Origin of the sequence: Treponema bryantii (genome assembly GCF_036492245.1) — a bacterium.
Lineage (GTDB): Bacteria > Spirochaetota > Spirochaetia > Treponematales > Treponemataceae > Treponema_D > Treponema_D bryantii_C.
Genome location: NZ_AP025286.1, coordinates 1976665 through 2001950, shown reverse-complemented (window position 1 = coordinate 2001950; position 25286 = coordinate 1976665). Strand labels below are relative to the sequence as shown.

Here is a 25286-nt window from a genome sequence, read left to right as displayed (position 1 = left end):
TCAACAAAATAAAAAAATACAAATTATAATGTATTTTTTCCAATTAAATCTTTTGAAGATTTTTAATATGCTTTGAATTCTTCTAACCATTTATCTGTCTCCCCATAAATGTTATAAATTGGATTGTATTCTCTAGCGGACCAAAAGTCCTCCATAAAATATTTTGTTATATCTTTCTTTGCAGCTTGTGGTTCAATACATTCCCAACTTGTTCCGCCATATTGTCTAACTCGAATAAATAGATGATTCATAGTTGCACTTTTGTTACGTACTATTTCACAATCCTTACTATTAAAAGATTTATCCCATAGCATTTTGAAAGTACATGAATAATCGATACAATTAATTTCACCATCATGATTTATATCAACCGTATATTTATATGTTTTATCAAGAGTGTCTAATATATTTTTACGATATTTTCCTGCATAGCCAGCTTCACCAGGTAATGCATAACGAGTGTAATCATAATCATTTAATGATTGTCCATATGCTTTTAAGGAACAAGAAGAACAAGAGTAAATAAGGAAAAGTACTAATAAAGGTATACCAATCATTCCTAAAAGTTCCCAAAATACAATACTTAAAACTTCACCAAGAGGTTCTAAATTCATTACTTTAAAATTATAAAGAGAAATACCTATCTTTTCTTTGGTTGTTAATTCTCTTTTTGGAGCTTTCTTTTTTTCTTCTTCTTCCTTAATAGCATCATATAATGCGACTTTTTCTTTTACATCATTCATAATACGTATCTTGTAAATATCAGGCAATTGTAAAAGACAATTATTCAACCATTGATGTAAATCACAATTTTTACAGGTGTCTTTATTGCAGACTCCTTCTTTAACTTTAACTGTACATTCAGCAATTGTTGTAGACATCACATCAATTGATTTTTCGAACTCTGCTTCTTTTGAATTACTCATATATACCTCCAATATTTGCTTTATAAGCAAAAAAAGTTATTGAATACACAATAACTTTTCTTGAAGGTAATATGGTCAACTATAAGACGACTTTTTTAAGTTTTTTCATCATTAACATGTCATCTAAATATTCATCATCATTTTCAAATTCAGCAGGGAAAAAGTTTTCGCCAGTATTTTCATATATTCGATCATGCCAAATATGTGTGTTATAATTACCTTGTTTTAATAAATCTATTATTATTTTGTCTTTTTTATTTCTCTCAGAAAATGTATATCCAGAACAATGCAGAAAGAATTCTGTTTCTTTCAAGGTTAGCGTTAATCCTTTTGCAATTCTTATTACATAATATTTATCATCTGGTCGAAAATAAGGATTTTTAATTAAACTTTTTTGTACAAATGAGTAGTATTGTTTCTTAAATCCTCCATCCTTATATATATCAGAATCTTTTTTCTTTGGATTATTCTTTAAATATTTTTGTTTAAACCAGTAAAAACATTCACCAAATGTATGAAGTTCTTGTGGAATTGTATCATCTTCATGTAATTCAAAAAAATCTTGTGGATGGTTTTCTTGTAATCTTTTATCAATTATTTCAGCTAAAGATCTACTATCAAAATATTGTTCATAATCTTCAAATGTTTTTCCATTTTTATCTCTAGCATTAATATCTGCATCATTTTGTAATAATATTTTTCTGATGTCTTGATTGTTTTTACTAGCTGAATACATTAAAGGTGTTATACCATCTTCATCAGCTTTGTTTATATCTGCATTTAGAATAATTAATTTATTTACTACATTAATAGCATTTTCACAAATTGCAATAATTAATGGAGTCATTCCACAAATTAAATTTATATTTGGATTACATTTTTTTTCTTCTACGCACATCTGAACAATTTTTTCTTTATCAGCCCTACATGCAAGCAAAAGAGATCTATACATCATTCCAGTTGGATTTGTGCTTTTATCAATAAGTATTGAAACTATTTTTTCATTACCATATATGATACTTTGTCTCAGTGCCTCAATGTATTCTTGTTCATCTATAGAAAATGTATCTAATAAAAGTTTTAATATTCTAGGTTTATTTGCTATAGCAGCAAGAATAAATGCGGTAAAATTATTATTATCTTTATATATATTATTTGCACCTGCTTTAATGAGTCTTTCAACGATTGTTAAATCACCATAATATGCAGCAACCATTAAAGGAGTACTCCCCATTTTATCTTGGTAATTTACATTTGCGTTATGTTTAATAAGATATACTGCCATTTCAAAATTTTTCATGATGATTGCATAATCTAAAACAGATTGTCCTGAAAAATCAATTGCATTTACATCTGCACCTGTTTCGATTAATAATTTAAATGCTTCATAATTTGATTTTTGGACTGCAATATGTAAAGCAGTTCTGCCATAAATATTTTTATCATTAATTTTTAAATTACTTTTTGATAGAATGAGTTGAATTATTTTAATATCAACTTTTCTTCGTACTGCGTGCATTAATGGAGTACAATTATTTATATCTTTTGCATTTACATCTGAACCGTTTTCTAAAAGTAATTCAGCACTTTTTGTTTTTCCATATAAACAGGCTATCATAAAATCAGTAAATCCATATCCATGGTATAGACTTAAATCATAGCCGTTTACTATAAGATATTTAATAGTATCAATTTTTTCATACAAAATAGAAACAAACATATAAAATGTTGCTGTTGTCTTTCCGTCATGTGTCAGTGTACGTATATTTATTTTATAAGTTTTTTCTTTTTCAAAATCATAATAATATAATATATCTTGCATACCTAGAACAAAAGACCAATTAGTTTTTAATTCTTTCATTTTCTTTTTGATGTTATAAGGAATATTTGGTTCTTCAATATAATCATTCATTTCTGGTTCACGGCATCCAATGGAATAAAGCTTTTCATTAATTATTGTATAATCATTCGTCATAAAGAAAATAAATGTACTGTCCAGATAACGTAAAGGAACTCTATTTTCAATTAATAATTCCGAATTACTTTTCTTTGTTTTATCAATAATTAAATCCATATGAAGCTCCTAAAAAGAAACGCATCTTATATAATTATAACATATAAAATACGTTTTCTATATTTCTTTTATCTTCCTGTTGTTATTCTATAATCCCATCTATAATGTGGTGCATTTCCGCCACATGTTCTTCTACTGGCCGAAACGGGAATATTATAAATCGAATTGAAATTCATAGTCTGTAATTGAAGTGAAAGTAAAGCTTCCTTAGATTTTTTACATCCTTTTCGTACACCTTTATCCCACCAATATTCAGCATTGCGATAATCACCTTTTAAAAAACATTTCTTTCCTAATTTGTAATATGTTACATATTCTTCATTTTTTTGAGGAATAGTATCACTGTTTAAGTAATCTACTTTTCTTAATATTTCTGCAACATTTGACATATATTGCCTCCTAAAGTTTTATTGATTTATAAAATACATAAATTTTGACTATCTAGGGTCAAGCAACAGACGACTTTTTGAATTGTAAAAAAAAATTGTAATTGTTTTATTTTTATAAAAGTCGTTTATTAGTTGACCTTCTTAATTTGAGTTTTTTGTATATTAGTCAATAAAATAATAATTGGAGGTTTTTCTAATGAGTGATCAAAAGTATATAATTAATATTCTTCGTAATGATGAAATGGTAAGATCTATTAAAAAAAATGATTTACACAAAATTAAAAAATTAGTTGTTTCAGGTTATAGTGTAAATAATAATATTGTTAGTGGTATTACTCCGCTAATGATTGCTGCAGGTTTGAACTGCTATAAATCTGCAAAAAAATTAATTTCATTAGGTGCAAAAATTGATATAACTGATGATAAACAACAGACGGTCTTAATGTATTGTATTCCTGGAAATTCATTACGAATTGCTAAATTATTAATTTCTAAGAATAAAATTGATATAAATTCAAAAACTGTTTATGGATGGAATGTACTAATGCTTGCAATTTATTTTAAAACGAAAAATATTATTAAGTTGTTACTTGATTCTAACGCCGATCCAAATACATGTTTAGAAGATGGCATATCAGCTTTAGAATTTAGCATAGAAAAAAATAAAGATGACAAATCAATTAGTAATCTTTTGATTGATTATGGTGCTAGATTATAATCAAGATCCAAACATTTTGCTTTTAATTTGTTCTCCATTTAGTAAATTATATATAGATTTATATTTAAAATATTTCTTTGGTTTAATGAAATCTAAATCCAACACACTGTTGTTTTCTGTGTTTCTCTTTTTATGAGGTATATCTAATAAAGTTGAATATGTGAAACACTTTTTTATTTTATCCTTAAAATTAAACAACTCGCTAATTTGTAATAACTCTTCGAAAAAAATATCAGAATCGTTAATAACATTTATTATTTCGTTTATATCACCGTCTTCAAGAGTCTGTATTAATTTTTCAAGCTTTATAAATATTTCATTGTTTTCAAAGCAAAAATTATTATAAAATTCGTCTATTTCAATTTTTAATTTTTTAATTATTTCAGAATATTTTTTACTTGTTTCTAAATCTGTTTCTAAACTCGTTGGTTGTTCTTTGCTAAAATTTAATATTGTTATTTTTTTTCTTGTATCAACATCGATTAATGATGATAAAATATCATAACTATCAAGATATAAATCTGAATTATTGACAGTTTTGATTATATTTTTTTTATCTCCTTCGTTTAATGATAAAATTACAGATTTTATTTGTTCTTCTAGTTCTTTTCCTAAATAGTGACTATTCTTTTTTAATTCATTTTCAATTCTTTGTGCAATAAATCTAAAATCATCTTTTTGTACGGTTGCACCATAGTCAATTAATAATTGAACAATTTCTTTTGCATATGGTTTTTGTAAAGTTAAGGTATAGGATATAGGAGAAACACCATTCTTTGATAAAACATTTACTTGTGCTTTATATGATAATAATTTTTTAAGAACCTCAATATTATTTGCTGCAATTGCCCAAAATATTGCTGTACATCCTCTTGTATCTTCTGCATTAATATCAACATCACATTGTACAAGTTCGTCAATAATTTTTGTGTTACTACAAAAACCTGCTGTGTACATCAATGCACTAATTCCCCAAAAATTTTGTGCATTTATATATTTATAATCATTCTTAAATATCTCTATGATTTTTAATGCATCTTCAGCTCTTGCAGTACAACAAGCATACATTAAAGCTGTAGAACCAGTTTTTCTGTCCATGTAATAATAATCACGTGAAGATGGTGTATTATGTAATTTATATCCACTCATTAGATTATTGTATCATATGTTTTAATACTTGTAAAAAAGCTTTCCAAAGCTCTCTCCGATGTCCAGCACTCACTCTCTTTGCTATCGGGGAGAGCCTTTTGTAAAGTCACTTTCTTTTGTCATCAATACATTTTAGTCTTAAACTTTCTTTTGTATATTTCTTAATCAGCTCTGCGAGTTCTTCTTCAAAAAGATATGATTGAAGTCCATCAGATATATCAATAACTCCAAGAAATCTAATTGTAATCATTTCACCTGAAAAGTCATAATCTGTCTTAAATTCAGATTTTCCAATCCCATCAAAAAGTTTTGTAAAAGTTTTTCTCATTTTCTAATCTCCTTAAAATTATTTTTCCCACTGAGGTTTTCTGGCAAGTCCCAGCCAAATCCTTCCATTATTACTAACCATTCGCTTAAAGCCTTTTTCACTCATTCGCATTGTGAGCCATTTCTGACTCATAATTCTTTCGTTGTTCACATTGCACCATTTGATATAAGTCTGGTAGAGCATCTGATTAGGAAGCCGCCATTTCAGAGTTACATCAATATCAAAACAGTCATTTATGAAAGTTCCTACCACATCCATATCCATTCTGTATTCTTCATTCGCATCACGAATTGCGTCCGGCTCCTGCAGTCCTTCTTTACGCCACATTGCATATCCCTGAATCAGCCAGTTTAAGATTCCGGAGTTTTCAGCAATCAGTTTTTCTGTCAAAGATTTATCTCTCTGTTCTGGTGGAATAGTCACTGTAAAAGGAATCATTTTAATTCGTCGCCAGATTCCGTTATCAGCTCCACGAACTTTTGGCTTATGATTAGTCGCCATAAAAATCTTGAATGTCGGCTTAAAAGAAAAATATTCTCCATAAAGAAATCGAGCTGTAATTTCATCACCGCCTGTAATCTGCTTAATCAGACTTTCACTCAATGGTTTTCCCTGTTCAATTTCACTCGTAGTAACAAGACGTGCTCCTTTCAATCGTGCCAGGTCGTTACTTTGTTCAGAGTTCTTTTTCATAAAAGTTTCAATCATTGTGCTGCAGGCATAATCTCCAAAAAGATAATGCAGCACGTTTAGGAATGTTGATTTACCATTGGCACCAGTTCCCCAGAGAATGAAGAGACACTGTTCTCCAACATCACCGCTAAGAGAGTAGCCCATTGCTTTCTGTATAAAATGAATCAGATCTTTATCCTGATTAAAAATCTGATTGATGAACATTTTCCAAGTTGGACAGTCTGCATTCTTGTCATAAATAAAACGGCTCTTTTTTGTGATAAGATCATTTATATTTGGTTCTCTTGCTTTTCCGGTTTTAAGATTTAGAGTAAGTCCTTCAATGTTGAAAAGATAAATGTCAGCATCCAGCTCCCAGTCTTCAGTTTTAATATCTTTACACATTTTCAAAAGTCCAATGATTGCCTGAAGGCGTCTAAAGCTTTCACTCTTTATAAGATGTTTTTCAAATGCAGCTTCAAGAGTTCTGTCGTTAATAACGCGCAGACCTCTGTACATCTGATGAATAAAATCGACAACCTTTTCTTCAACGCGGCCGCGGTTATCAACCTGCCAGTTAGTATTGTTCCAGTAAAGAAATTTATTCCAGGTAATACAGTAGCGAATGACGTCTCCATAAGCTTTCAAAAAATAATCACGGTTAGTAATATCTGTAAACTGCATGTCACCATTTACAAACTTATTAGCCCGAAGGTCCCGGCTCAGTTCTTCAATAGCGAGTTTTTCTTTTTCGTTTAATCCTTTGGTGTTTATCTTTTCACTCATTCAATCATTCCTTTTTCTTTGAGCACTAAATAATAGTTTTTCATTCTCAACTGCAAAACTTCAAAAGCGTTCATTACATCGCTTGTTTCAAAATGTCTATCTATCAGAGGCTTAGCCTCATAAAGAGTAAAGAGTGCATGAGGATATTTCTCATAACTTTCTAAGTTCCAGTAAGCACAAAACTTATCAGCTTCTTCGCAAGGTTTTACGCCGTCAGTTTTCTGAATGATTTTATAAATCTCAACATCCTCGCTGACTTCTTTGACAAAAGCTTTTGCTTCACGCCAAAGTTCAACTGGAACATAATCATCTACTTTTCTCATACGCTGCCTGATTCATAAACAAAAAATTTTGTTGCACGTCCACAAGCAGTTCTGTCATCATCAAAGCGAACTTCCGGCCAGAGAGTCCACCAGCCAGAAACATCAAAGTCAGTTTCTTCCTGGATATCAAAAAAGATCAGACCATTCTCAATATCTTTTACAACAGCAGGAAAAGTTTTGGTTGTATCATCAGGCTTTTTTGCAATGACATTAATTTCCTCATAACCAGAGAGGTCGCATTTAGTATCAATCTGAATTCTGAGTTTTGTCTTACCTTTGTATATATGTTTCATATACGACATTCCATTTCTATCTCAGTCCAAATAGGACAGTAAAAAGTCACAACATTATTAGCTTCACGGATTTTGCCGCGAAGCCAATCCCACAAAACCATTACAGTCTGAACAGTTCTGAAGAAAAGACGTGATGCAAAAGGACGTGCTTCAAAATCAACTTCATCTGTAAAGCTTCTGAAACTTTCTCCCCAGCGAATTATTGATTCTTCATCATCAACAATAGAGTCTTGTATTCTTTTGTAGTCTGCTTTAAGTCTTAAACTTTCAGTTGATTCAGCTGATGAAAAGCATGAACGAATAATCAAAAGGAGTTGCTGCAAACTGTCAGACAAAGAAAAGTCTTCTGAGTTTTCTATCTTCATTCTGTTGCTTCGTAAAACTCTTGTACTCAAATCACCTGAGCCTTCAAGAAATCTGAAAAAGAAAACATTGTTAGAGTTTTCTGATGTAGCAGAAAATCCGGAAGAATTTCTGCGCTTCAAAAGATTATGTCTCTGGCTTTGACTTGCTAAAGTTCCTGAAGAATTAGCATTTCTCTGCCAAACAGTTCTACGATTCAAAGTTGAAGTAAGATTTCCGCCAGGTCTCAAAGTTCGTTTCCAAATCATCTTCCGGCTGTTGCCAGTAGCTGCTCGTACATTTCCAAGCACAGTTCTTGTATATGCAACAGATTCAACTTCGTTTTCATATTCAAGATAAAGACAAACTTCCCAATCACTATATCCACAATCTGCTTTTTGGATAAATGCACTAGAGGAAATATATGCGATGGCAGTATTGTAATCACGCCTGCGAGCTAACGAATAATAATAATAGCATTGTGTATTCTCTTGTAAATTCCACTCTGGACTTGAAGAAGAAACACCTAAAATATCTGAATATACGCCAAACACAATCCTCTCATTTTTTACAAGCTTTCGTGTTAGAGTTACATTCATACTTATCCAACCGTCACTTCGATTAGTTAAATCAATTTCATAAAAATTTTGATTAAGACATTGCGTAAGTTTCCAATTAGAATCACATGCAAATACAACAGGTATTATCGGTTTATAAGCTAATCCATATGCTTGTTCCCAATACCAGTACGAAGTTGGAGCATGGTAATAAAAGTAAATTGTAACGGTTGTAGAATCAGAATTTTTGGGACAGGTCGCTCTGTATCCAAAAATATCTTGTTCATCTACAAGCTCTCCATCCATGTTTTCATATTCATCATCATCAACTTCAACTTCGTATTCAGTAAGAAAACATACAGGCTGTGCATTATTCCCAAGAGTTGATTTTGCCATATCAAGAACCGCTTACAGTAATCTGCCAGTCAATCTGAAGTGAATCTGCAGAAGTCACATTTACTGCAGGAGTAATCTGAGCATAAGCCAGGCACTTAGCAGCAGATGTATTTCCGTTCATTAAAGCAACTTCATTGATTCCGTTTGCATTGAGGTCACCTGCAGCAAAGCTTGTTCTATAAAGAACAACGTTCTGTCCGGATGAACCAAAAGCAGCCTGTGTTTTTGGATAAGTAGAGTCAAGCTTTTTGAATGAACCTGTCGGTGTGTTTACACCAGTATTGTTCTTTGGAGTAGAGCCAGTCCATCCTGTACCAACTCTCATGTAGCCGTTAGTTGCATCCACCTTATTCTGTGTTGGATTCGAAATCAGAAGATCTGCGATCAAGCCGTCTCCCTGATTTGTAATTGTGTTGTGATGTTTGAAAATCATAGGCTTAGCAGGGAGCCTCAACATACGACGCCAGAATCCATTTTTGTAATACTTTACATTTCCGTTACAGTCACGAACAGTGACAGTAACAAGACCTTTCATTTTTCCTTTACTTGAAATCATTTGCAAATCCCCATAACTAAACTGAAAACTAAACTGGTAACAACAACGCCGCCAGCTCCACCGATTAAAGCTCCATAAAAAAACTGATTCTGTTTCTTCTGGGCTTCTTCCTTCAACTTTTTGTTTTCTATCTCTAAAGCTGTCTTTGCTTTTTCCAGCTGGTCAGCTCTCTCTTTTTCAAAAGCAACCTCGCCACCAACTTCCAGTAAAGCAGCCTTAACTGCCTCTTGAGCAGTACGTTCAATTTCTTCTTCTGCAATTTCCATAACTTCCTCAATTGTCAGTTCCTTTGCATCGTCTTCTGAATCTATCTTTTCCTTCAGCGATTGTGTCGCAGACTGAGCCGTAAGATTCACAGATAGAACGAGCATCAGCATTAGAAATACGCTCAATCGCTTCTTTGCGTTTTGCTTCAGCTTTTGCATTTATCTCCTCATTATTATCAGAGGTGGTAGAGCCTGTCGGAACCACCTTGTCTCTCTGTTCCTTAACAAAGAGCACTGTAAAAATTGCAACAAGAACAGTCGCAATCCAAATCCCGATTTTCTTAATCACTTCCCAAACTTTCTTCATCCGTCTCCTTCTTAGTGAACTTAAAGTCCTTAAACTTCTGAACCTCACGTCCAGCAATTACAGCCATAGTTACCGTAAGCCACTCAGCTCCGCCGATAACTCCAAAGCATTTAAGCACTGTAGCAATTACAAATATGACAAACTTCACGCTAAGCAGTTTTTCAATCAATCTCTGAAAACGAAAACTTATCATCCACGTACTCCATCAATCGCGTTTCGAATCTGTTCAAACTGATAGTCAGCTCCAAACAAATCCACGTTATCATCACTTGCTTTCTGTAATGCTTCACGGTCCAGTCCGCGAACAATTACACGGTAATCATTTGCCTGGTAATAAGGTTTCATATCAGAAAGAGAGCGAAGCTCTGAATAAGGCTCAACACAGTTAAGCACAACATCGCGGCCACAAACTCCTGCAACATGGCATACTTCATTTTCCTTGTACAATCTGTTTCCAAGTTTCCTGTCATATAGAGTCACAAAGAAAGCAGCCTGTATGTCATCTTTCTCAGGATTCTTTTTTGTAAAATATTTTCTGAACAAAGAATCAGCAGTAACACGAATTGCACAGCCAGTAGCAAGGAGAAGAGCAAGACAAACAGAGCCTGAACAATCAGAACTGATAAGGTTTTCTTTTCCGCTTTCATATTTCAGAAACTGCATTCGTCCAAGAAAGTAGCGGTAGCGTTCTGATTCAGTAAGACCTTCAACAATTTCTTTTTCAGCTTCAAGCATGAGTCTCATTTTTAGATTTCCTTTTTCCATATCAAATACCTTTTACAATTAACGTGATGACTGTAATTGCAACATTGAAGCAAGAAATCACACAAGCAATCACAGCCATATTTCTTCCAGCTTTCCCATTGTCAGCCTTAATGTGTTCTTCCAATCTTCGAGCTGTAGCACAAACATTTGGATTAAACTGGCATGCCGTACTGCGGTTATCCAGACAGTCCATCCTTTTTTCAACAGCTTTCTTAAACTCTTTCATTTCAGATCTGAATCCAGAAAGCTCAACCTGTAAGCCGTTCATCGACTCAACCAGTAATTCAATCTTTTCTATTTTTTACCCCCTTAGTTTTTCACCCATAATTCAGTTGAAAATGCAGAATCCTTTTTGTATCTGAAAGTCAGTTCATCAATCTGAACTTTCTTAAATCCTTTGTTGTAATCAAGACGTATATTCATAAAGGCACCGACACGAGCTCCTACAAGACAAAGATAAGTTGTCAAATACCAGCCGCATTTTTTCTTTGTACATTCAGTAAGTAAGTCACGTGCTCTGCGTTCATAAAAAGGAAGACCTTCAAATTCATCATCACTCAAATATTTAGAAGTAACGTTTTTTGCAATCTGTCCAACACGTGCAATCTCTGCATCATCTTTTACATAAACAGAAAAGTTTGTTTCACTGATAATTGCACGTCCATATATTGCAGCTTTATAAAGACCAATCAGATTTCTATTTCTTGAAAGTTGAATAATCGCTCTGTCGTGGTGGCTTGTTGTGTCAAACTGCACAATCTCAAAATTGCTGCTCGAATCTGCAGTTACCATTTCATCAAGAAATTCTTCTTCAGTTGTCAAGTCATCAGCCCAGACAACATTACGTGTTTTTCCTTCTTCATTTTTTGCAGTGTAAATTGCCTCATAATCGTTGTTACGAATAATTGCACGTGTATCATCAGTAAACGGATAGTAAGCTTGCATATCTTCGTCATACCAGACAGGGGCATCAGAATAGTGCCAGAGTTCCTGGCGTTCAGTTCTTACATAACGTGTATATTTAAGTCGTACATTATTTGCGTAGTTTTCATTTTCATTGAAAAATCTGTAATGAGTAATTTCAAATTCTGTGAGGTTAATGCAGCTTTCTTCAGAATATTCATTCTGAGTATCATAAGGGCTTTCAATAAAACTTAAAGAAAGGTCACGGCCACATTCAACAATTGCTTTATAAGCTCGACCCAAGGCACAAAGTTCTTTCCATACGGAATTAACAACTTCAACATAATCAATCGTAAAAGGAAGCTGGCCGCAGTTAATTTGACTTGCTTCGATTCCCGCACGTTTTGCAATAATGTGGACAAGAGATTTTTCAGGATTAGTTCTGTCACAAACAACACTGTCTACAACAGTCTGACTGTCAGTCCAATTCTTTTGCAGTTTCTGGTTATCGAGTCTGCTGCTTAAATCAATCAAACGGATTTTACAAGTACGATTCAGATATCCTGTGGCCTCAGTCTGAAATCCATCATCATCGACAAAAAGATGAAATCGTAAAAAAGTTGATGTGTTGTCTCCAAAGCAATACCAGATCTGTATGCCAAGACCAGGAACAAGATTCTCATCATTTTCTATATCAAAGATTCCAGTAGAATTATCAAATACAATTTCGCCGCTGTTTACAATTCCACCCTCAGTTGATTTGTATGAAGTAATTACACATTCAAGAATATCAGAATCCGGAACATAAACATCACCTGCAGGTTTTTCAAAAACGATTCTTACAAAAGGACGGACCAGAGGATTTTTAATTTTGTTATCAACTTCAGGCGGAAGCTCGTAAAATCTCATAGTGCTAGTGTAAGCCCAAAGTTATATGTGCGGAGGTTAATTATTTTTAACCATTGGGTAATTTATAGAACAATTTGAATGTTTTCTTTGCTGTTCCTGATATTGAGAACAACAATTCCAGTAATATTAAAAGTCTGAAAACACAAAACAGTATCAGAGCAATTGATATCACATAAATCTGTTACTGGTTCCAAGTCGTATAAATCAAGAGATATGCCATCATTGTGGTCGATTACAATACTAAGCTTTTCAATTTTATCATTTACAGGATAGTGTTCTTCACTAAGAGGAAAGTATAGTTTGATTTTGTAATTTGTCTTTTCTGTAAAACTTCCGTTCAGTTCAAAACGGTATATTAAAGGCAGCGTTTTCAAATCGGCTATAACACAGTGGCCATCAAAAAAATATGTCCGCCTCTGTTCCCATTCTAAAGAGGGTGTGTTCACCGACCAGGAATCTACAAAAGATGAAGAAGAGTTTTTTACATCCAGTCGCAACTTGAAAGCTTCGTGATTTTCACCACGGAGTTCAAAGCTCTTTGGTAAAACATTTTTGTAAATTACTTTTTCAAATATACGGTCAGCATAAAGATCAAACTTTTCATTACAGTTAAAAAACAAAAGAAACAGGGGCAGCACATTAAGATATTCCAGGCGTGTAATAAAACAGCCTTCAATAATCTTTTCAGTAACTACAGTTAATTCCCTGTTTCTCTCGCCAATGCATCCAGGCAGTGAGTAGCCTTTCGACGTTTGTCTTACAGTTTCCTCGCTGTATGGTAATGGAATTAATTCACCGTCTTTTGCAACCGTCAGTGTGCAATCTCTGCCTTGTACATTCATAGCAACAGTGTAAGCCCAGAATGCACAGTGCAGAGGTTAATTATTTTTAACTAGTGGGAAAATATGCATGTTTATTTTTTTAGAATTTAAATATATAATAAATTATGAAAAAGTTTATTTATAAAGATGTTCAATTTTTTTATTCAATCGACAATCCACAAAATTTAGATACTATTAATTTTAATAATCATCAATTAAATAATTTGCGCATCTTTTGCAAAAATAATTTTCCTGGCATTCTTGGGAAAAAAGAATATGAGTTATATTTTTATGAAGGGCGTGAAATAAATGCGGTTACATTTTTAGATAATAAAGGTAATGGTATTATAGCATTTCCTTCTGAGTTTTTTACTTTACTGAGGGATATTATTGAAAAATTAATATATGCAGAACCATCCATAAAAATATTTGATATATATACAAAAGCTGAAGCAAATAATCTTGTTAATTCTTTATTTGAGTATATTATAATATTCGTTATTACTCATGAGTTGTCTCATTTAGAACGTGGACATTGTGGTTATTTAAATAAAATTGGTATTTATTGTAGTGAAAATGAAATGCACTTTGAAGAAGATGATGAAGAGAAAAATTTTCTTTTACAAACTATAGAGTTGGATGCTGATACAAATGCAATATTCCTCACGTTAAATTATTTTATTAATCATACAATTGATCTTATAAAAGAAAACAAATTAGATAAAAATGATTGTATTCCTTTCTTAAATGAAATACAAGATATTATTTGTTCTATGTATCTTTTAAATATTTTATTTAATTTTGATAATAATTCAGTTGAATTTAAAACATATTTAGAAAATTTCTATTCAGAAAAGCATCCATTTCCAAGTTTAAGAATTTTAAATATTTTATCTCAAATTGAAGTATATATGGAAAACTTTTTGAGCCCTGATGAACTGGCATTTGTTTATAATAATGCAATCGGAAAGTGTATTAGTATAGATCGTATCTTTTTTGCAAATGGAGATTTTAAGAAATCATTAATTGCTGTCTCTTCAACTAAGGATGGTAGTTTACATTTACAAAAACTATATAAAAATTGGAATGTAATTATAAATGATATTCAAAAATTCTCGTTTATTCAGTTAGAAAAAATATGTATACCTAAAACTATGTCTTATTGGGTTGATGAGAATGGTAATATGTCTGAAACGATGTTTAAAACAGAGAAAGTTAAATAATTTAATTAATATTTATATATAAATTATTTTAAATTAATTTTATCGGAGATACAATAATATGTATCTCCAATCTTTGCATACAAATGAATATATTTTGCATATGAACTTGTAAAATAATTTCCATCATAAATAGCGTTGTTATTCGTAGTATTTAATGATTTGCATTTTTTACTTAACGTTGTATTACTCCATGAGCCTGGTACTGCTGGTTGATTATGGTACTCAGTTAAATCCTTTGTACTATATTCACATGCATCATTTGTAGTTGAATAATTCATTCCGCTTTCTGATTTATATTTACTAATTAATACATAATCTTCAGCACCAGGAACTGCATTCCAAGTTAATGAATATCCAGAGTCAATTTTATTGCATGTTACCTTTGTCCACCAAAGATTGTTCGCTTTTGACTTCTCAGATAAATAAGTTTCTTTTCCATTTATTATACCAGAAACTGCAACTTCCACAGAAGCATATTTAATAAATGCTTCTGTCTTATTTGAAGTCTGTATTAATGTTGCTTTATTATCTTTATCAATCATATAAATGTTATAGGAAGAAGCATTGTTTATTGCTTCCCAGCTTAAATATCCACCTGATTGATAATTAAGATTTGAAATAGAAGGTGCATTTGTAATGTCTGGGTAAGCATTACTACAAGCTGTAATGAAGAAAATTGAAATTAGTATAGAAATAAAAAATATAACTTGTTTCATAATAATACTCTCCTAAAATTTTAGCGTAATTCCTGCACTGATAGAATCTGTAAATCCTAAATTTATTAAATAGTCGAAACAATCTTGTATACTTATTGAAAAATATTCAGTAATAGGAAAATCAATACCTGCACATGCTCTAAGCATAAAATACAAAGAGGAGTCAGTGTATATTCCATCTTTGATATATCCGCCTTTAAGTTTTGAATATGCAATACCAGCAGATGCATATCCAAAAATGTTCATTTTATATGCTTCTATTGGTGTAAAGCATCCACCAAATCCAATTGTCCCCTGTGGTATGAGAGGAAATGATATAAACTTTTCTCCTTCTGTATTAACAGGTGTTCCACCAACTTGCAAAACTACAAATGTATATTTGCTTAAAAATATCCTTAATTTTAAATCAATAATGGGTTTTAATTGTAAAGAAATTCCACCCATAAGTGATAAGCTTGTAATATCATGTTCAGGTTTATTTTCTTCTGTTGTGGCTACTGATTCTTTTTCTTGTGTTATTACAGGTTCTGTTTTAGTTGATTTGTTTTCAGCTTCAATTTTTGTATTTGGTGATATATTTTCAGGTTCTGTTTCAATAGTAAGTGTTGGTTCCTGTTGCTGTGTTTTTGGTTGTTCTTCATAAACCTTAATTTTATATTTATTCATGATTTGATTCATTCGGTTATATGGTATTGGTTTTTCTGGAACTTCGGTAGGTTTTATTCCTTTCTTTTTTAATATATCACCTGCAACTTTATCAACGTATGAGCCAAGGTATAAATGTACTCTAGAACAAGGGAGGATCCCAGATTTATCTAAAGGATCAGTTTCAAAATTAATAGGATATACAATTTCTTCATTTTTGAAATCATTTATAATATTTGATGTAGTCTTAAATACATCTATGTAATGATTTATTAATTCTTCTTCAACAAAATTATAAACTGACATTAATATTTCTTTTTCTCTAAGTCCTGCATGGCAATAAAAAATTATTACACCATCTTGATATGTAGTTGCTGCAGCAAGTGTAACGAGTTCTGTATCACTCTGACTTATGCTTATAGTTTGCAGTTTTATTGTTCTTTCCTTTAAGGTTGTCCATGTTTCGGCATAAATTGTATATGCACTTAGTATAAGAATAGATAGAAAAAATAATATTCTTTTCATTAATACAAACTCCTAAAAATGATTATACCACTATTTTATTATTTTGTGACTAATAAGAGTTATGGTATAATTAGATTTTGAAAAGGGTTACATTATGGGTAAAAAAATCTGGTATAGCGAACCTCTTTATGTTCTCAGAGAAGCTTATAAAAAAGCAAGAAAAGGAAATAAAGATTTAAGTGTAAAAGAATTTATTTGGACTTGGATGACTCCTCAAATTACAAATCCATTTATTCCCGATGGTAGACCTGTACAAGCAAATATCTTAATTAGTGATATGTTCTATGCTGATACTCAAAAAGATTTTATGCATCTTTTTTTTGTAGATAAATCATTACGCGATTTTTTGCAAAGTTTACCAATAAAAGATTTTGATGGATTAATGCAAACTATTTATGAAATGGGATTAGAAATAGATGGAGGTGCATTAACAACTTTAGGACATGTCATTAAAACCGGCGAAAAAGAAAAGATGTTAGATTTCGGTTTACATATTCCATATGAATCTGAAGAAAAAGGATATGCATTCAGTTTTACATATAATCCGGAAACTAAGAAGCTTGTGTTTACCTGGCTTGTTGGTTCTAATCCTGGTTATATTTCTGTAGAAGATTATAAAACTCTTGTAAAAGATAATTCTGAATCTGCACAGCAAGTTGTTGAATATTTTCAGTTAGCTGTAAATACATTGATATATTTAAACACATTTCCCGAGTGCATAGAAGATGGACCACCTAAAAATCTCAAAGAAGAATATACAGCTGTAAATGCAAGAAATATTATCATCGCAGAAAAAGTCGATGAAATGATAAAAGCCTCTTCAACAAGAACTGTTATGTCTCACTCCCGTAGAGCTTATTTCAAAAAATTGACTTCTGACTTTTATACAAAAAAAAGAGGCCAAACAATCTTGGTAAGCGAAACTTATGTAAACGGCAAAGCTAAGACAGTTTATACAGCTGCTAATCTAGAAGAGTTTGGAGAATAAATCTTTTTATTAATATTAAAAAAATGGAGTAAAAAATGTCAAAAAAACTTAAGGCGAAATATGCCATAGAAGAAACTGTTAGTGCTGTTTCTATATATAATTGTATTCTGACTCCTGATTCATTGAAAGATGAAGAAGTTAAAAAAGAAATAAAAATGCATAACTATCATCATTACATAATTCTTAAACGTCCAAGAATTCTTTTAACTAATATTGAAAAAAATGATAACAATATAAAATACGATTTTTGTATTAAAGGTTGCCCAGACAAAAAAGTTTCTTTCCAAACACCAGTTAATTCAGAAGTAAAAGAAAATCTATCATGGGAAATCATTAATAATGGAATGAACTTTAATCTTTTTAATAATGGTAAACGAATGAATTATTATGACAAATCCTCTTTTTTGTTTAATGAACTTTGTAGTTATTCTTCTGAAAAGATACCTGAATCATATTATAAAGTTATGTATATAGGACAATCATATGGAAATAAATTCAAAAGAGATGCCTATGATAGGTTGATACAACATGGTACTCTTCAGCAAATTTTAAGTGATGTTCTTTCTAAAGATTATAACTCAGAAATTTTTATATTATTTGTGGAGTTTGATTTAAATTTATTTTATATTTCTGCAATGGGTGCACCTACAAAAGATGCAACAATCGGATTGGATGAATCCTTAAAAAAATGTTCTGAAAGAAGAGCTGTTCCAATTCCTGATAAAGAAAAAATAACATACATAGAAGCCTCAATGATAAAATGGTTTGAACCTGAATATAATATAGAATATAAAAAAGCTTTTCCAAAAAGAAACCAGTCTTCATACGCTTCAATATTCACACAAGATTTAAACAATGTTTGTTTCGAAATTGATTTATCACGTTTGAATATTATTTTATATTCAGATAAACAACCTGCAAGTAATTATATAATGGGGCGTTTTCCATTAGATAAAAATCGTAAAGACATGTTTTCAATACCAATAGGCTAGTACAAAAGATTTTTAGTTTTAGTATAACAATACGGATACTAAAAAGTTTCTTTTGAGTTAAATTATTATAATTAAAAGTTACCAAAAGACTTTATTTGTTCTTCCTCAATTTTTAGGAAACCTATTTCTTTTAGTCTTCTCTTAATTACATCTTTTGATACACCAAATTTATTAGATAAGTGAGTAGAAATGTAATTCCATTGAGAAATATTGCATGGTTGTGAATCGAGATAAATGAAATAACCACGGTTGCTATTTAATTTATATTTCTGAATTAAATAATTCAATTCAGTCATAAGTTCTTTAGGAGGAAGAAGAATAAAAGATGTCAATTTATTGGCTTGTATTTCTACCCGGGCTTTTTTTGATTCTGGGAGTAAAATAAGGGTTTTATTGTTTAGTAATATTTGTTGCAATTTTTCATGTAAAAGTAAATGACTTATTTCGTGAATTAATGTAAACCTTAATCGATTTTCATATTTGAGTATTTCATTTAAGATATAAATCTTTTTATTTTCATAATCCACATATGCCAAATAACGAATTGGTTGTGTTAAATTTAGCTCATCAACAAAATCAATTGAAAAATCATAATAATCTTTTAAATATTCAATAAATACTTTTGTTTCAATATTTGATTCATTAATCAGATATTTATCAATTAGTGTTTGTCTAAAATTATTGGCGATAGAGATTAATGTAGAATCGTTTAAAAAATCAATTTCTGGTAAGGTAATGTCATTCTGATATAATTTCTCAAGAATTATGTTATTCTTGTTATGACTATGATAATCACCGTAGTTATAGATAGATTCTATAAAACCAATAGAATCATACATTGGGTAACCATTAAAATATAAGATTGAATTATTTATTATTTTATATTCATCTTCACAAAGTGCATATAAGATTTCTTGTTCTGCAGATTCAATTTCCTTATATGTGATTGAACCTGTAACTTCTCTTGGCAAAAGCCAATTAATATTATCATCATCAAAAATACGAACTAAAGCAATATGGTTTGCTTTTGCAAAATTTATACCCTGTTCTGAAAAAGAACTATTTGTAACTAAAATAGCTTTGTTAGCGTTGGGTGCGATTTGTTCAACTTTAGAATGAAATTCTTCAATGTCACTAATAGGTACTTTTTCTTTATAGTGCTTACATTCTATAAAAATGATTAATGAGGGTTCCAAACTACCAGGTATATATGATTCTATAGCTATATCAAAAACAATATCATCTTTTCTTTGATCTGAATAATATTTCTTTTTCTGAAATATATTTGAATTAGGAGGAACAAATAGACTTCCTTCTTTTAAAAGAATAGAAAAAAGACGGAAAACCTTAGCTTCAAACTCATCACCTACCTGTACAGTTGACATCTTTTTATTACTTGCCTCATTAATATATGAAGATGGATTTACGGTTCATCCACAAAAATTTGTTCAATGTTTTTTTCCATCCTAGAAATAAGAGGAACCACTAAAGCATTTCCCATACAGAAATATCTGAATTTTTCAGGCATACCTGTATTTGTCCAATCATCAGGGAATCCCTGAATTCTTTCAGTTTCTTTAGGCGTAAGGATTCGAATCTGCTGATTTGTGAAGTCTCTTACAATGTGAGTGCTGCGGTTAAAACTACCTTCGCTTGTAAGCATAGTTCTTGCAGGTTTATTCCATTCATCAATCATTGGAATAGCACCTTCAGAATAAATATATTTATGTCCATTTGCAGCAGTACGATATTTTCTTTTTGCACCTTTAATATATTGCCAGGTGTGACGGCTTTCTGCAGGAAGTTCTGTTTCTGTTTCATCAGAATGAGTGCTAGCTGGGTCTGTAAAATAAAGACGTTCATTCGGAATAAAATATTTCTGATCAACAGTTTCCTTTTCAATAATGTCGCCAATTGTTTCAGACTTAAATGCAACTGGAGTTGATTTTACCGTATAGATTGTTCCGTTAAACATGATACCAGAATTACAGAAGTCAAAACTAAAAGTGTCAGATACGTTTGCAACATCATTGGAAATATCTGTTGTATTAATCTTTGCAATATCAATCTTTTTTACGGGGAATGACTTAGCGAAGAATCCTTTAGTTTCCAGAATCTCAGAAACAAGATTTGTGTCTTTTGAAAGATTCAAGGATTTTGCAAAATTGGTGTCTGCTTTATATGCAAAAATAAAAGTACGGCGACGTCTCTGGACTTCTCCATACTCAGCTGCATTTACAACACGCCATTCAACGACATAATTTTCATTGTTCAAACAAGAAAGAATGATTCCAAAATCACGGCCTCTCTGTTTAGAAGGGGAAAGCAAAAGTCTGTCTACATTTTCAAGAAGTACAAAAGGCGATTTCTTAGTTTTAAGGATATCCCAAATAGACCACCAGAGAACACCTTTTTTACCTTCAATTCCTTTTTCACCGTTAAGACTTCTTGCGACAGAATAATCCTGGCATGGAAATCCACCTACCAAAAGGTTATGGTCTGGAATTGCTTTTTTATCTACTGCTGAAATATCTATATTAGTTGTATCTTCGCCATTCAAATCAAGGCTTGTACCGAAGTGTTTTACATAACAGTCGTGAGCCCACTGATTCTTTTTACCAGGTTCCCACTGATTAAACCATACAGTTTTCCAAGTTTCTGAAGAGGGAGTAAAATCTTTATTTTTAATTGAATTGAGGCCGCACCTAAAACCGCCAACCCCAGCGAATAATTCGCAGACAGTTTTTTGCATACACATAATTAAAATATATCCGATTTTCCAAAAAGGATCAAGATTTAGCTAGACATTTTAGATAAATTCTTTTTCATCCAGTTTTTTTGCCATATAACTGCCTTTTATCCAAATATATTGATTATACATTTCTATTCCATTTACAGTTTCAGTTTTCATTTTTGAATTTCCACTGTCACCTCGAACAAATATTACATTTTCTGAAGATTTCGGAAAATTAGGAGCCGACTTTTCAACTCCAGTTTTATTTATAATTGGATTACCATTTTTATCTAAACAAACAACGTTTTTTAATTCTTTATATATTACAAGCTCTCTTATTCTCTGCCATACAGATTGTACATATAAATTAATAAAATCATCTGAGAAAGAAATTCTCTTGAATCCAAGGAAAGTATTTTTACTAAAATCAGAAGAATCGTGTTCTTCAAATATTATACACAAAAGTTGATTTTCATTAAAATAGTCATAAAACATCGAGTCTGTAAATTTTTCATTTTCATTTATAATTTCATCAAAATTTATGCGAAAAAGTTTCATATCTTCTGTTCGTTTTCCTTTTTCCGTAAGTACAATTGTTTTTCCAAGTAAGCCGATTTTACTAAAAAGATCGATTTTCTGCATTTTCTTAGCTTTACCACCGAACATATTTACTGTAAGCCTTTCGCCTATTGCTTTGGTTATTTTTCCTTTAATTGCGAACTCATCAGCTAATTCAGCTACTGTCTTATTCTTATATTTTTGTGTTATTTCATGGCAAGCTTTATCAATATCAGCATATGTATCATAAGTTTTTGGCAGCTGTTCGAGAGACCCATTAAAATGTTTCTGAACAATATTAGAAACAACAGTTCTCTTTAATCTGAATCTTGGAGGATGTGGCCATTTTGGAGCTGTATCAATAAATAAAAGTTTATCTCTAAGATGTGATATCTCAGGGTATAACGCTTCATTCTTATTCAATGAACGAATAAAATTGCGTACTATAAGCCAGTCCTGTTCCAAAATCTTTTTATCGTCTTCAGAGAACTCAAGAAATTGATAACCTTTTACAAAGAAGTTAGCATATTCAGCAGCAAGAACTGTTTTATTTGAAGCGTACAAATAATAAACAAGAAGAAGATGTGCTAACTTATGCCAGAATCGAGAATCTTCAAACTCTTCATTAATAATTATATTCGGAGAAACTCCAGTAATAGACATAGGTTCTTTTGCTTGATATTGTTTTTTATTCTTTTTTGAAACACGTATACCTGTTGTTTTTAACTCAGTTAATATTCCATCAATGTTTAAATCTGGAGAAGAATCACTGTTTGCTTCATATCCGAATACTGACTGTTCTATTACATCACCAGCAATTCCTGTAATTTTAGGATTTGTCTTTGTCTTGTCAAATACATGATTTTTATCGATTTCACCTAAGGTTTTATTAAGACAAGCTTCAAGTAAATTTTCAACTTCTTTTTTTGTATATGTGTGTTCAATGTTCTGTGCCATATATATATTATACCACCTTTGTATAAATCGTTCTATTATTTAAGTCTTCTTACAAGGTTATTTTTACTTTAAGTAAGTTTTCTTTTAATTCAAAAAAATGATAAATAAAACATGAATCAGTTTCTTCTATCATTTTCTGCATAGCTTCTAAATATCTGTAAAGAGTGATGATTTTGAGTTTTTCATTTTCCTGTAGTTTAATTTCAAAACTTACAGTAAAAATTGTATTTTCAATAATTCTATCTTTCTCAGAGTATTCAGATTCATTCAGGTTAAACTTAAAACTCGGAAGTTTTATACAGTCTTCTTCAAGTTTACGATTTTCAAATTTTTTTAAAATTATTCCATCATTGTATTCCTTATTAATCTTGTCTATATATAAAGGAAGCTGATGTATAAACAGTTCTTCCAGTTCGTAATAAACATTTTCAAAGCTTTTCATAACCGTTTTCTTCTATGTATATTGATTACAGATTGAATATCTGCAGGTATTTCAAAGGCAGTAGTTTCCGGATCATTCTGCAGTTTCAAAAACTCTTTCTTTTTCAAGATGAAAAGTTTAATGATTGCTTCCTTCAAATCTGCTGGTAATGTATCTTCAAGGAATCCTGCATTGTAATTCAGGAACAGTACATGTCCTTCAAGTTTAGGATCAAGAAGGATTATACGCTGTCCGTCTATTACACAGTTTGGTACACGAAGCTTTGTGTTCATATCGATGATGTTTATCATCTCAGAAATATTTTCATGGTCTGTGAAAACCTGACAGTCTTTTACAGTTTGTAATTCATTGTAGTTCTTGTCTTCAAGCTGGTAGCCTAAAAGATTTTCAACGTAAGAAAGTGAAGCATTAAAGATAAGAATGTCAGTATCAATTTCGTTTGCATTAAGCTCTAATATTTTCTGAAGCTCTTCAAAGGTAAATGGTTTCAAATCTCTTTCCTCGGAAAAGCGGGGCAAAGGCCATTATAACCTTCGTTCAGTCAAATGCAAGGCCAAGCCCTTCGGGTGCTACGCAGCCTTGCATTTGTCTTCACTTCGGTTTGGGAATTTTCGCCCCCGCTTTCCAAAGGGCAATATATATTGCTCTCTGGTATTAAACTTATTCTTCTGCAGTTTTGAGAAGAACCATGTTTTTGGCAGGTCTTGTAACAAGGAAGCCGTCACGCTTTCTGAAGCGCATAAAGAGCTCTCCGTATTCAAGAGATTCTGTTGTTTCATCAAATCTCTTGATTTCGATTCCTTTGCGGTTTCCGTGAATGATTCTTTTTGGATTCATGAAGATGGCAATCACGTTGTCAGCTTCGATGTCTGCGAGCTGTGGCATCAGTCTTGATTCCACAACGTCATATCCGTCAATGCGGCCTGGCATTCCGTCGCCTGGCTTTCTCCAGATTGGATTGTGGTTGTCGTCCTGAATGTTTGCAATGTGGTTGAGAACAGTCTCGTTCAAAATCCACTTGCAGTATTTTCTTTCTTCCGGTTCAACTTTGAGTTCTGCAGCTCTGAAGTCGAGATATGTAAGAGAAGATACATCTGTACCTGAGATTGCATGCTTTTCTGCATGAGTCATGTTGATGGCTCCTGTAAATGGATCTGCATCCGCAATCAAGCACTGGCGGTCAAACTCCTGTCCGTATGCCTCTGTAAAATCTTCGAGGAACATCTTTCCAAGGTCCACAAAAACATCTTCTCCGAACTCGTCAAAGAATGGAACATAGCCTGCAAGTGTGTAAGCTTTGAGTTCTGTTCTTGTTGGCATGTTTGATTTTGTAGCATCGATTTTCTGACCGTAAGAAGTCAGCCATTTAAGCTCGATGCCGCCGCGGTCACGTTCTGGAATGAAAATAGATGGACCGCTCATCGGGCGATGAGTTACGAGGTTCATCATCTGAGACTGTTTTGCAACTTCCTGCATGATAGTCTCTTCGTAAATTGGATTGATAAGATACTGGTCATTGTTGGCGAGGTTTCCGATTGGCTCACCAAGAACAGCTTTAGATGGCACAAAGCCTTTTCCGGTTTCCCAGCTGAAGTCTTTTGGATTGTTCCATTTTTCAGCTCTGATGTTAGGACAGAACTTGAGTTCTCCAAGAGTCTGTGCATCCTTGTTCCAGGCAGCACACAAAGCTTTACCGAGGTTGTAACAAACGTCTCTGTAAGAGAGTGGTTTCATTTCGGCATCAGCTTTGCGCATAAGGTTACGAAGCTCTTTTACAGCTTCTTTAATTCCTTCAAGTTCTGATGTTGTGGCAGTTGTCTGACTGTCAGCAGCCTTCAAAATACCTGCAATGATTTCTTCGTTTTCGTTGAAATACTTTGAAATCTGTTCAGGTGTTGCAGCTTCAGTAGGAACAAGAGTTTTCATGTTCTCTAATTTCTGCTGAAGTGATACAATTACTTCATTCATCAATTGGCCCCCTTAAGCTTATTGGTGATTTGAGGAAGTGCAGTTGCAGCTGCGCTTC

Annotated in this window: 29 protein-coding genes; 4 read left to right on the top strand and 25 right to left on the bottom strand. The window is 32.0% G+C overall.

What is annotated here, in order from left to right:
• Nucleotides 1–62 precede the first annotated feature (62 nt).
• The 3 genes from AABJ44_RS08925 to AABJ44_RS08915 all read right to left on the bottom strand — a co-directional run bounded on the left by AABJ44_RS08925 (nucleotide 63) and on the right by AABJ44_RS08915 (nucleotide 3389).
• Nucleotides 63–926 carry a hypothetical protein gene (locus tag AABJ44_RS08925; RefSeq protein WP_338368556.1) on the bottom strand — a complete coding sequence of 288 codons (864 nt, stop codon included), beginning with the start codon at nucleotides 924–926 and terminating at the stop codon, nucleotides 63–65.
• A gap of 79 nt (nucleotides 927–1005) precedes the next feature.
• Nucleotides 1006–3000: an ankyrin repeat domain-containing protein gene (locus AABJ44_RS08920; RefSeq protein WP_338368555.1), complete on the bottom strand. Its 1995-nt coding sequence runs from the start codon at nucleotides 2998–3000 to the stop codon at nucleotides 1006–1008.
• 68 nt (nucleotides 3001–3068) lie between these two features.
• The gene (locus AABJ44_RS08915; protein ID WP_338368553.1) at nucleotides 3069–3389 is read right to left on the bottom strand and encodes a hypothetical protein; all 321 of its coding nucleotides are present in this window, start codon (nucleotides 3387–3389) and stop codon (nucleotides 3069–3071) included.
• Between the two features lie 196 nt (nucleotides 3390–3585).
• Between AABJ44_RS08915 and AABJ44_RS08910 the strand changes: the two genes are divergently transcribed.
• Nucleotides 3586–4107, top strand: coding sequence for an ankyrin repeat domain-containing protein (locus AABJ44_RS08910; protein WP_338368550.1), 522 nt, complete (start codon nucleotides 3586–3588; stop codon nucleotides 4105–4107).
• Here the strand turns inward: AABJ44_RS08910 and AABJ44_RS08905 are convergent, their stop codons facing one another.
• The 14 genes from AABJ44_RS08905 to AABJ44_RS08840 all read right to left on the bottom strand — a co-directional run bounded on the left by AABJ44_RS08905 (nucleotide 4108) and on the right by AABJ44_RS08840 (nucleotide 13501).
• The gene (locus AABJ44_RS08905; RefSeq protein ID WP_338368548.1) at nucleotides 4108–5256 is read right to left on the bottom strand and encodes an ankyrin repeat domain-containing protein; all 1149 of its coding nucleotides are present in this window, start codon (nucleotides 5254–5256) and stop codon (nucleotides 4108–4110) included.
• A gap of 106 nt (nucleotides 5257–5362) precedes the next feature.
• Entirely contained in the window at nucleotides 5363–5584 is a 222-nt protein-coding gene (locus AABJ44_RS08900) for a hypothetical protein (protein WP_338368547.1), read from the bottom strand.
• A gap of 18 nt (nucleotides 5585–5602) precedes the next feature.
• Complete coding sequence (locus AABJ44_RS08895) at nucleotides 5603–7042, bottom strand: DNA primase family protein (RefSeq protein WP_338368545.1); 1440 nt, start codon at nucleotides 7040–7042, stop codon at nucleotides 5603–5605.
• Nucleotides 7039–7365: a hypothetical protein gene (locus AABJ44_RS08890; RefSeq protein ID WP_338368543.1), complete on the bottom strand. Its 327-nt coding sequence runs from the start codon at nucleotides 7363–7365 to the stop codon at nucleotides 7039–7041. Before AABJ44_RS08890 ends, AABJ44_RS08895 begins: the two co-directional genes overlap by 4 nt.
• Nucleotides 7362–7658, bottom strand: coding sequence for a hypothetical protein (locus AABJ44_RS08885; RefSeq protein ID WP_338368541.1), 297 nt, complete (start codon nucleotides 7656–7658; stop codon nucleotides 7362–7364). Before AABJ44_RS08885 ends, AABJ44_RS08890 begins: the two co-directional genes overlap by 4 nt.
• A complete protein-coding gene (locus AABJ44_RS08880) occupies nucleotides 7655–8953 on the bottom strand; it encodes a hypothetical protein (protein WP_338368539.1) in 1299 nt (432 codons plus the stop codon). The genes AABJ44_RS08885 and AABJ44_RS08880 overlap by 4 nt, the downstream gene beginning before the upstream one ends.
• 1 nt (nucleotide 8954) lies before the next feature.
• Nucleotides 8955–9509, bottom strand: coding sequence for a hypothetical protein (locus AABJ44_RS08875; RefSeq protein ID WP_338368537.1), 555 nt, complete (start codon nucleotides 9507–9509; stop codon nucleotides 8955–8957).
• Nucleotides 9506–9775 carry a hypothetical protein gene (locus AABJ44_RS08870; RefSeq protein ID WP_338368535.1) on the bottom strand — a complete coding sequence of 90 codons (270 nt, stop codon included), beginning with the start codon at nucleotides 9773–9775 and terminating at the stop codon, nucleotides 9506–9508. The genes AABJ44_RS08875 and AABJ44_RS08870 overlap by 4 nt, the downstream gene beginning before the upstream one ends.
• 7 nt (nucleotides 9776–9782) lie before the next feature.
• The gene (locus AABJ44_RS08865; RefSeq protein ID WP_338368533.1) at nucleotides 9783–10082 is read right to left on the bottom strand and encodes a hypothetical protein; all 300 of its coding nucleotides are present in this window, start codon (nucleotides 10080–10082) and stop codon (nucleotides 9783–9785) included.
• On the bottom strand, nucleotides 10057–10275 hold the full coding sequence (locus AABJ44_RS08860) for a hypothetical protein (RefSeq protein ID WP_338368531.1): 219 nt from the start codon (nucleotides 10273–10275) through the stop codon (nucleotides 10057–10059). Before AABJ44_RS08860 ends, AABJ44_RS08865 begins: the two co-directional genes overlap by 26 nt.
• Complete coding sequence (locus tag AABJ44_RS08855) at nucleotides 10272–10847, bottom strand: peptidoglycan endopeptidase (protein WP_338368530.1); 576 nt, start codon at nucleotides 10845–10847, stop codon at nucleotides 10272–10274. Before AABJ44_RS08855 ends, AABJ44_RS08860 begins: the two co-directional genes overlap by 4 nt.
• Before the next feature lies 1 nt (nucleotide 10848).
• On the bottom strand, nucleotides 10849–11115 hold the full coding sequence (locus AABJ44_RS08850) for a hypothetical protein (protein ID WP_338368528.1): 267 nt from the start codon (nucleotides 11113–11115) through the stop codon (nucleotides 10849–10851).
• Between the two features lie 41 nt (nucleotides 11116–11156).
• Complete coding sequence (locus AABJ44_RS08845) at nucleotides 11157–12659, bottom strand: hypothetical protein (protein ID WP_338368525.1); 1503 nt, start codon at nucleotides 12657–12659, stop codon at nucleotides 11157–11159.
• A gap of 62 nt (nucleotides 12660–12721) precedes the next feature.
• A complete protein-coding gene (locus AABJ44_RS08840) occupies nucleotides 12722–13501 on the bottom strand; it encodes a hypothetical protein (protein ID WP_338368524.1) in 780 nt (259 codons plus the stop codon).
• A 104-nt stretch (nucleotides 13502–13605) separates the two neighbouring features.
• Between AABJ44_RS08840 and AABJ44_RS08835 the strand changes: the two genes are divergently transcribed.
• Nucleotides 13606–14703 (top strand): hypothetical protein, encoded by a 1098-nt coding sequence (locus AABJ44_RS08835; RefSeq protein WP_338368523.1) that lies wholly within the window; start codon nucleotides 13606–13608, stop codon nucleotides 14701–14703.
• 23 nt (nucleotides 14704–14726) lie between these two features.
• On the opposite strand, the gene AABJ44_RS08830 is transcribed toward AABJ44_RS08835, so the two are convergent.
• A complete protein-coding gene (locus AABJ44_RS08830; protein ID WP_338368521.1) occupies nucleotides 14727–15419 on the bottom strand; it encodes a hypothetical protein in 693 nt (230 codons plus the stop codon).
• A gap of 12 nt (nucleotides 15420–15431) precedes the next feature.
• Nucleotides 15432–16589: a hypothetical protein gene (locus AABJ44_RS08825; protein ID WP_338368520.1), complete on the bottom strand. Its 1158-nt coding sequence runs from the start codon at nucleotides 16587–16589 to the stop codon at nucleotides 15432–15434.
• A 94-nt stretch (nucleotides 16590–16683) separates the two neighbouring features.
• On the opposite strand from AABJ44_RS08825, the gene AABJ44_RS08820 reads away from it, so the two are divergent.
• Together AABJ44_RS08820 and AABJ44_RS08815 are read left to right on the top strand one after the other, a co-directional pair.
• On the top strand, nucleotides 16684–17577 hold the full coding sequence (locus AABJ44_RS08820; RefSeq protein WP_338368519.1) for a hypothetical protein: 894 nt from the start codon (nucleotides 16684–16686) through the stop codon (nucleotides 17575–17577).
• Between the two features lie 35 nt (nucleotides 17578–17612).
• Nucleotides 17613–18569 (top strand): hypothetical protein, encoded by a 957-nt coding sequence (locus tag AABJ44_RS08815; protein WP_338368517.1) that lies wholly within the window; start codon nucleotides 17613–17615, stop codon nucleotides 18567–18569.
• A gap of 71 nt (nucleotides 18570–18640) precedes the next feature.
• On the opposite strand, the gene AABJ44_RS08810 is transcribed toward AABJ44_RS08815, so the two are convergent.
• The 6 genes from AABJ44_RS08810 to AABJ44_RS08785 form a co-directional block, all read right to left on the bottom strand.
• Entirely contained in the window at nucleotides 18641–19954 is a 1314-nt protein-coding gene (locus AABJ44_RS08810; protein ID WP_338368516.1) for a restriction endonuclease, read from the bottom strand.
• Nucleotides 19955–19992: 38 nt separating this feature from the next.
• Nucleotides 19993–21321, bottom strand: a complete 1329-nt coding sequence (gene dcm / locus AABJ44_RS08805) for a DNA (cytosine-5-)-methyltransferase (RefSeq protein WP_338368514.1) — start codon at nucleotides 21319–21321, stop codon at nucleotides 19993–19995.
• A gap of 57 nt (nucleotides 21322–21378) precedes the next feature.
• Nucleotides 21379–22818, bottom strand: a complete 1440-nt coding sequence (locus AABJ44_RS08800) for a MutH/Sau3AI family endonuclease (RefSeq protein WP_338368512.1) — start codon at nucleotides 22816–22818, stop codon at nucleotides 21379–21381.
• Between the two features lie 49 nt (nucleotides 22819–22867).
• Entirely contained in the window at nucleotides 22868–23260 is a 393-nt protein-coding gene (locus AABJ44_RS08795) for a hypothetical protein (RefSeq protein ID WP_338368511.1), read from the bottom strand.
• Nucleotides 23257–23751, bottom strand: a complete 495-nt coding sequence (locus AABJ44_RS08790; protein WP_338368510.1) for a hypothetical protein — start codon at nucleotides 23749–23751, stop codon at nucleotides 23257–23259. Before AABJ44_RS08790 ends, AABJ44_RS08795 begins: the two co-directional genes overlap by 4 nt.
• Nucleotides 23752–23920: 169 nt before the next feature.
• On the bottom strand, nucleotides 23921–25228 hold the full coding sequence (locus AABJ44_RS08785; RefSeq protein ID WP_338368509.1) for a phage major capsid protein: 1308 nt from the start codon (nucleotides 25226–25228) through the stop codon (nucleotides 23921–23923).
• Nucleotides 25229–25286: the final 58 nt, after the last annotated feature.